This is a genomic window from Pseudomonas sp. GW821-FHT07F01 (assembly GCF_059418825.1).
The window spans coordinates 971,907-979,118 of the sequence record NZ_JBWKQO010000002.1 but is presented as its reverse complement, the minus strand read 5'-3'; the positions used below and the strand labels follow the sequence as shown (position 1 = coordinate 979,118).

5 protein-coding genes are annotated in these 7,212 nt (G+C 64.2%); 4 read left to right on the top strand and 1 reads right to left on the bottom strand.

Annotation, left to right across the window (positions count from 1 at the left end; all coding sequences use genetic code 11):
* Positions 1-275 precede the first annotated feature (275 nt).
* Entirely contained in the window at positions 276-2,168 is a 1,893-nt protein-coding gene (gene mrdA / locus AC07R1_RS10495) for a penicillin-binding protein 2 (RefSeq protein WP_011062421.1), read from the top strand.
* A 1-nt stretch (position 2,169) separates the two neighbouring features.
* Here the strand turns inward: mrdA and AC07R1_RS10490 are convergent, their stop codons facing one another.
* Positions 2,170-3,135, bottom strand: coding sequence for a LysR family transcriptional regulator (locus tag AC07R1_RS10490; protein WP_125063932.1), 966 nt, complete (start codon positions 3,133-3,135; stop codon positions 2,170-2,172).
* Positions 3,136-3,312: 177 nt separating this feature from the next.
* On the opposite strand from AC07R1_RS10490, the gene AC07R1_RS10485 reads away from it, so the two are divergent.
* The 3 genes from AC07R1_RS10485 to AC07R1_RS10475 are packed head-to-tail and all read left to right on the top strand — an operon-like array spanning position 3,313 to position 6,911.
* Entirely contained in the window at positions 3,313-4,626 is a 1,314-nt protein-coding gene (locus AC07R1_RS10485; RefSeq protein ID WP_015636459.1) for an MFS transporter, read from the top strand.
* Between the two features lie 19 nt (positions 4,627-4,645).
* A complete protein-coding gene (locus AC07R1_RS10480) occupies positions 4,646-5,875 on the top strand; it encodes a Zn-dependent hydrolase (protein ID WP_041752774.1) in 1,230 nt (409 codons plus the stop codon).
* 10 nt (positions 5,876-5,885) lie between these two features.
* Positions 5,886-6,911 carry a histone deacetylase family protein gene (locus tag AC07R1_RS10475; RefSeq protein ID WP_015636457.1) on the top strand — a complete coding sequence of 342 codons (1,026 nt, stop codon included), beginning with the start codon at positions 5,886-5,888 and terminating at the stop codon, positions 6,909-6,911.
* The last annotated feature ends 301 nt before the right edge of the window (positions 6,912-7,212 follow it).

Below are 7,212 nucleotides of genomic sequence, written 5' to 3'. Positions count from 1 at the left end.
CATCGCCGATGGTAGTGTGGGGTTTCCCCATGTGAGAGTAGGTCATCGTCAAGATTAAATTCCGAAACCCCAACTGCGGATGCAGTTGGGGTTTTGTTTTTGCGCGTGGAAAAACTTGCGCTATCCAAGTAGCCGCCAAGGCGCCATTGATCAGCCGCGATGGAAATCCCCTCAAAGTCCGTGGGTGGTTTTTGGTATGGTGCAGCTCTTTTTAAAGGACTTGAGTTCATCCGCACGGAACAGCGTCGACCTCTATTCACCGAGAAGCTGTAGCAATGCCCGAAGCGATTCCGATCAAGGACCACGAGAAAGAAAGCCGCCTGGTCAACAAACGGCTGCTGGCCTGTGCCGTATTGGTGGTGGCCATCACCTGCGCCCTGGTGGCGCGGATGTATTTTCTGCAAGTGGTGGAGTTCGACTACCACTCCACCGTTTCCGAGAACAACCGCGTCCATGTGCTGCCGATCACTCCCACCCGTGGGTTGATCTACGACCGCAACGGAGTGGTCCTGGCGGACAACCGCCCCAGCTTCAACCTGACGATCACTCGCGAACGCACCACCGACCTCAAGGGCGAGCTGGACACCGTGGTCGATCTGCTGCACTTGCCCCCGGAAGACCGCACGCTGTTCGACAAGGAGATGAAGCAGGCCCGTCATCCCTTCGTCCCCGTGACCCTGTTCTATGAGCTCACCGAAGAGCAGATCGCCGTGCTCGCGGTCAACGAATACCGGTTGCCCGGCCTGGACGTGGAAGCCCAGTTCGTCCGCCACTATCCCCTAGGCGCACACTTTGCCCACTCCATCGGTTACGTCGGGCGGATCAACGAGAAAGAAGCCAAGACCCTGGACTCGGTGGAGTACCGTGGCACCCAATCCATCGGCAAGACCGGCATCGAGAAATTCTACGAAGCCGAACTGCACGGTCATGTCGGCTATGAGGAAGTAGAAACCAACGCCCAGGGCCGGGTGATGAGAGTGCTCAAGCACACCGATCCGATCCCTGGGAAGAGCATCGTCCTGAGCCTGGACATCAAGCTCCAGGAAGCCGCTGAGGAGGCCCTGGGCGATCGCCGTGGTTCCGTGGTGGCCCTGGACCCGGCCACCGGCGAAGTCCTGGCCATGGTCAGCAAGCCAAGTTTCGACCCCAACCTGTTCGTCACCGGCATCAGCTTCAAGGAATACGCTGCGCTGCACGACTCCATCGACCGGCCCCTGTTCAACCGAGTGCTGCGGGGCCTCTACGCGCCGGGCTCCACCATCAAGCCGGAAGTGGCGATTGCCGGCCTCGATAGCGGCGTGGTTACCGCTTCGACCCGGGTCTTCGATCCGGGCTATTACCAACTGCCGGACTTCGACCACAAGTACCGCAACTGGAACCACAGCGGCGATGGCTGGGTGGACATGGACGCAGCGATCATGCGTTCCAACGACACCTACTTCTATGACCTGGCGCACAAGCTCGGCATCGACCGCCTGCACGACTACATGGCGATGTTCGGTCTGGGCGAGAAGGTCTCTCTGGACATGTTCGAAGAGTCTCCCGGCCTGATGCCCTCCCAGGCCTGGAAACGCGCCACCCGTCGCCAGCCATGGTTCCCGGGGGAAACCGTGATCCTCGGCATCGGCCAGGGCTATATGCAAGTCACGCCGCTGCAACTGGCCCAGGCCACCGCGCTGATTGCCAACAAGGGCGTGTGGAACCGTCCGCACCTGGCCAAGACCATCGATGGCGTGGCCCCGGTGGACGAGCATCCGATGCCCAACATCCTGCTGAAGAATCCCCGTGACTGGGATCAGGTCAACCACGGCATGCAGATGGTGATGCACGATCCCCGCGGTATCGCCCGCGCCGCGGCAGCCGGGGCGCAGTACCGCATCGCCGGCAAGAGTGGTACGGCCCAGGTGGTGGCGATCAAGCAGGGCGAGCGCTATGACCGTCTCAAGACCCGCGAGCGCAACCGTGACAACGCCCTGTTCGTGGGCTTCGCCCCGGCGGAGCATCCACAGATCGTGATTTCGGTGATGATCGAGAACGGCGAAGCCGGTGGTCGGGTGGCCGGCCCCGTGGTGCGGCAGATCATGGACGCCTGGCTACTGGACCAGAACGGCCACCTCAAGCCGCAGTACGCCGCCCCGGCCAAGGCCCCTGGCGATCCCCACGTCTGAATCATTTCAACATCAGGCTACCCGGCACCGGCTCATGCTGACTGAGCATGTGCTGGATGCTCTGCAGAAACAGTACCTCGGCCCGGCTCATGCGCTGCTCGCGGTTCCACAGCAGGTGAATGTCGACATCGGCAATGCCTTCGTGTGGCGGCAGGCGCCACAGCAGCCTGGCGTCGACATCGGCGGCCACCACATGCTCCGGCAGGCAGCCGATGCCAAACCCGGCGATCACCAGGCGCCGTACTTCCTCCAGGCTCGGCGAGGAGGCGACGATGCGCCCGCTGAAGCCCTGCTGGTCACGGAAGATGGTCAGCGGCGAGAGCATGCCGCCGATCTGGTCGCTGGTGAAACTGACGAAGTTCTCCCGCTGCAGATCGCCCTCGGCCACATCCCCGCGGCCGAACAGCGGGTGGTGCTTGCCGCAGAAAAACGCATAGCGCTGACGCAGGAACAGCCGCTGTTCCAGGCGCGGCTGTGGCCGGCGGTTAAGGCTCAAGCCCAGGGTCGCGGTCTTTTCCTGCAGGGCGCTGACGATGTCCGAGCTGCGCATCACTTCCACCTCCAGATCGACCCGCGGGTGCTGACGATGGAAGTCGGCCAGGAAGTCATCGAAGCGTTCGCTGAAGATCCGGCTGATGATCAACAGCCGCACTTTGCCGATCACTTCGTCGGCGGGCTGTTCCAGCATGCTGCTGACCTGGGACATCTGGCCGTAGATCTCTCCGGCCAGTGCGAAGATCTGCTCACCCACTTCGGTCAGGGCAAAGCGTGGGCCGCGCCGGGCGATCAACTGCCGCCCCAGCTGTTCTTCCAGGCGCTTGAGGGCCTGGCTGACCGCCGGCTGGGTCAAGTGCAGGCGCGCCGCTGCACGGCTGATGCTCAGCTCCTGGCCAATCACCCGAAAGGTGCGCAACAGGTTCCAGTCGAGGCGGTCGTTGAGCAGGCGGCGGGCATCGCGGTCGGACATGGCAGGGGCTCTGGTTCGGGCTGTAGCTGAATAATAAGCCAGGATAATAATCGAGATAACCAATAGAAAATTGACTAATTATCCCCCGGAACGGATAAATCCACCCCAGACAGGTGCCAGCAGAAGCCCTGCGCCCGACCCTTCCTCCTGCCAAAAAAATAATCAAGGGAGCCAACCATGAAGCCTTCCGCTTCGCCTCAGCCTCGCCGGGCTGCGGCCGCCGCCTTTATCGGCACCATGATCGAATGGTACGACTTCTACATCTACGCCACCGCCGCGGCGCTGGTGTTCGGTGCCTTGTTCTTCCCCTCCGACGACAAGCTGTTCAGCACCATGGCCGCCTTCGGCACCTTTGCCGTGGGGTTCTTCGCCCGACCTTTGGGGGGCATCATCTTTGGCCATATCGGCGACCGCATCGGCCGCAAGAAATCCCTGGTCATCACCCTGCTGATGATGGGCGTGGTCACGGTCTGCATCGGCCTGCTGCCAACTTATGCACAGATCGGTGCCCTGGCGCCGGTGCTGCTGATCCTGCTGCGCATCGTCCAGGGCATTGCCGTGGGCGGTGAGTGGGGCGGGGCGGTGTTGATGGCCGGCGAGCACGCGCCCAAGGGCCGGCGCAACTTCTTCGCGTCTTTCGCCCAGCTGGGCAGCCCGGCGGGGCTGATCCTTTCGCTGCTGGCCTTCAGCGCCGTGACCCGCCTGCCCGAGGACGCCCTGATGAGCTGGGGCTGGCGCCTGCCGTTCCTGGCCAGTGCGCTGTTGCTGCTGGTGGGCCTGGCGATTCGCCTGGGGGTCAACGAGTCGCCGGAGTTCCTCGCCAGTCGCGAGCTGGCGGCCAGGTCGCTACGCAAGGAGCAGGCTCCGGTAATGGAGGTGCTGCGCACCGCCTGGCGTCCCTTGCTGCTGTGCATCGGCGCCAACACCCTGGGGATTGCCGGGGTGTATTTCACCAACACCTTCATGATTGCCTACACCACCCAGCAGTTGGAGATTCCCCGTTCACTGATCCTTGAATGCCTGTTCGTGGTGGCGCTCATCCAGTTCTGCATCCAGCCCCTGGCCGCCTGGACGGCCGAGAAAATCGGCGCCACGCGCTTTCTCTGCCTGGTGTCGCTGTTGGCCATGGCCTCGCCCTATCCGATGTTCGTGCTGGTGAGTTCCGGGCAGGCGCCGCTGATGATCCTCGGCATCGCCCTGGCGGTGGTGTGCATGGCTTCCTTCTATGCGGTGATCGCCGGTTACGTCAGCGGCATGTTCGAGACCCGGGTGCGCTACACCGCGATCTCCCTGGCCTATCAGGTCTGCGGTGCCCTGGCCGGCGGCCTGACCCCGCTGATCGGCACCTGGCTGGCCCATCGGTTTATTGGCCAATGGTGGCCGATGGCGGTGTTCTACAGCCTGATCGCTGCCGTTTCGCTGATCTGCGTGCTAGCCCTGGCACGCCGGCACGCTCACGCCCATCGCCTGGAAATGGCATCCCACGCCTGATTGTCTGGAGAATCTGATGATGTTGAAAATCAATGGCCAGCGCCTCTGGGCGAGCCTGATGGCCATGGCCGAAATCGGTGCCACGGCCCGTGGCGGCAGCTGCCGCCTGGCCTTGAGCGATGAAGACCGGGCCGGTCGCGAACTGTTTGCCCACTGGTGCACCGAGGCCGGCATGAGCCTGAGTGTCGACCCCATTGGCAACCTGTTTGCCCGGCGCCCAGGTAGCGACCCGGACGCTGCCCCGGTGATGATGGGCAGCCACCTGGACACCCAGCCCGAAGGCGGGCGCTTTGATGGGGTCTACGGTGTGCTGGCCGGATTGGAAGTGGTACGCACGCTCAATGACCTCGGGATCCAGACCCGCAAGCCCCTGGAAGTGGCGGTCTGGACCAACGAGGAGGGCGCGCGTTTCACCCCGGCGATGTTCGGCTCGGCGGTGTTCACCGGGGTCATGGCCCTGGACGCCGCCCTGGCGGTGCGTGACGCCGATGGCATCAGCGTCGCCCAGGCCCTGCAGCGCACCGGTTATGCCGGCAGCCGGCCCCTGGGCGCAGCGGTGGATGCCTACTTCGAAGCCCATATCGAACAGGGCCCGATCCTTGAAGACAACGCCAAGAGCATCGGCGTGGTCAGCGGCGGCCAGGCCATCCGCTGGCTCGATGTGCAGGTCGAAGGCCTGGCGGCCCACGCTGGCACCACGCCGATGCCGCTACGCAAGGATGCGCTGTACGGCGCGGCGCAGATGATTCTTGCAGTGGAGCAGTTGGCAGCGGATTTTGCCCCCCAGGGCCTGACCACCGTGGGTGAGCTGAGCATCGCCAAGTCGTCGCGTAATACCATTCCCGGCCTGTTGAGCTTCACCGTCGACCTGCGCCACCACCAGGATCGGCAGATCGCCGCCATGGAGCAGCAGGTCGAGGAACGCCTGCAGGCCATCGCCGGCCAGCGCGGGCTCAAGGTCAGTATCAGCCGGCACTGGGTCAGCCCGGCCACGCCATTTGATGCCGAGTGCGTGGCGGCGGTGCAGCAGGCGGTGGATGGCCTGGGCTACCCTCAGCAGTCCATCGTCAGCGGCGCTGGCCACGACGCCATCTTGCTGGCCCGCTATTGCCCGACGGCCATGGTGTTCATTCCCTGTGTCGGTGGCCTGAGCCACAACGAAGCCGAAGACGTGTTGCCCGAGGACGTGCGCCAGGGCGCCGATGTATTGCTTAACGCCGTGCTGGCCCGTGCTGGCCAGGTTGAATAAGGAGAAGGTCATGCGCAGTTTTTTCCACCCCGAACAGTTGCTCCACCATCCACGCAGCTACTACTCGCGCGGTCAGATGCGCATACCCCAGGAGGTTCCGGAGCGCGCCCAGCGCCTGGTGCAGGCCGCACACTCCCTGGGTTTTGCCGTCGAGCAGCCACGGGATGCCGGGATGGCACCATTGCTGGCGGTACACGGCGCGCCGTACTTGGCGTTCCTGCAGGATGCGCACCAGGGCTGGAAGGACATCCCCGAAGACTGGGGCGATGAGGTGATGTCCAACATCTTCGTGCGTGAGCCCAATGCCCTGCGCGGGGTCCTGGCCCAGGCCGCGTGCTACCTGGCCGACGGCAGTTGCCCGGTGGGTGAGTCGACTTGGCGTGCAGCCTACTGGTCGGCGCAAAGTGCCGTCGCCGGGGCCCAGGCGTTGCTCGACGGTGAGCCGGCGGCCTACGCCTTGTGCCGCCCGCCGGGCCACCACGCCCGGTCCGAGGCGGCCGGGGGCTTCTGCTACCTGAACAATGCGGCGATCGCCGCCCAGGTCCTGCGGGACAAATACGCCAGGGTGGCGGTGCTGGACACCGACATGCACCACGGCCAGGGCATCCAGGAAATCTTCTACGAGCGCGCCGATGTGCTGTATGTCTCGGTGCACGGCGACCCGACCAACTTCTACCCGGGGGTGGCCGGGTTCGCCGAAGAGCGTGGCGCCGGGGCGGGGGAGGGCTACAACCTCAACCTGCCGATGGCCCATGGCGCCAGCGAAGGGGATTTCCTCGCCCGTCTGGAACAGGCCCTGGTGGCGGTGAAGGCGTTCGATGCCGAGGTGCTGGTGCTGTCTTTGGGGTTCGATATCTATGAACTCGACCCGCAGAGCAAGGTGGCAGTGACCCGGGACGGCTTCGCCATCCTTGGCCAGCGAATCCGCAGCCTGGGCCTGCCGTGCCTGATCGTCCAGGAAGGCGGCTATCACCTGGAAAGCCTGGAAGACAACGCCCGCGCCTTCTTCGCAGACTCTGGCGCCTGGGCCCTGTAGGCACCACCAGCCCCGCCCGCTCGCAGGAGCCGGCTTGCCCGCGAAAGGGGCCTTACGTCTTGCACCCGACTAAAGGCCCTCGTTCGCTGGCAAGCCAGCTCCTGCACAAGCTGGCATGCATTCGTCTTAGGAGGCGGCCTGCCGGCATAGGGGGCTCAAGCCCTGTGCTCGTCTCGGGGCCCTCTTCGCTGGCAGGCCAGTGCCAACGGGAGGGGGGCGTGCGGTACTTGCCATTTGCTTTACGTTAACGTCAAGATGCTCGGGCGCCCGTTCCACTGGCGCAGGTTTTGCTTGATCTCCA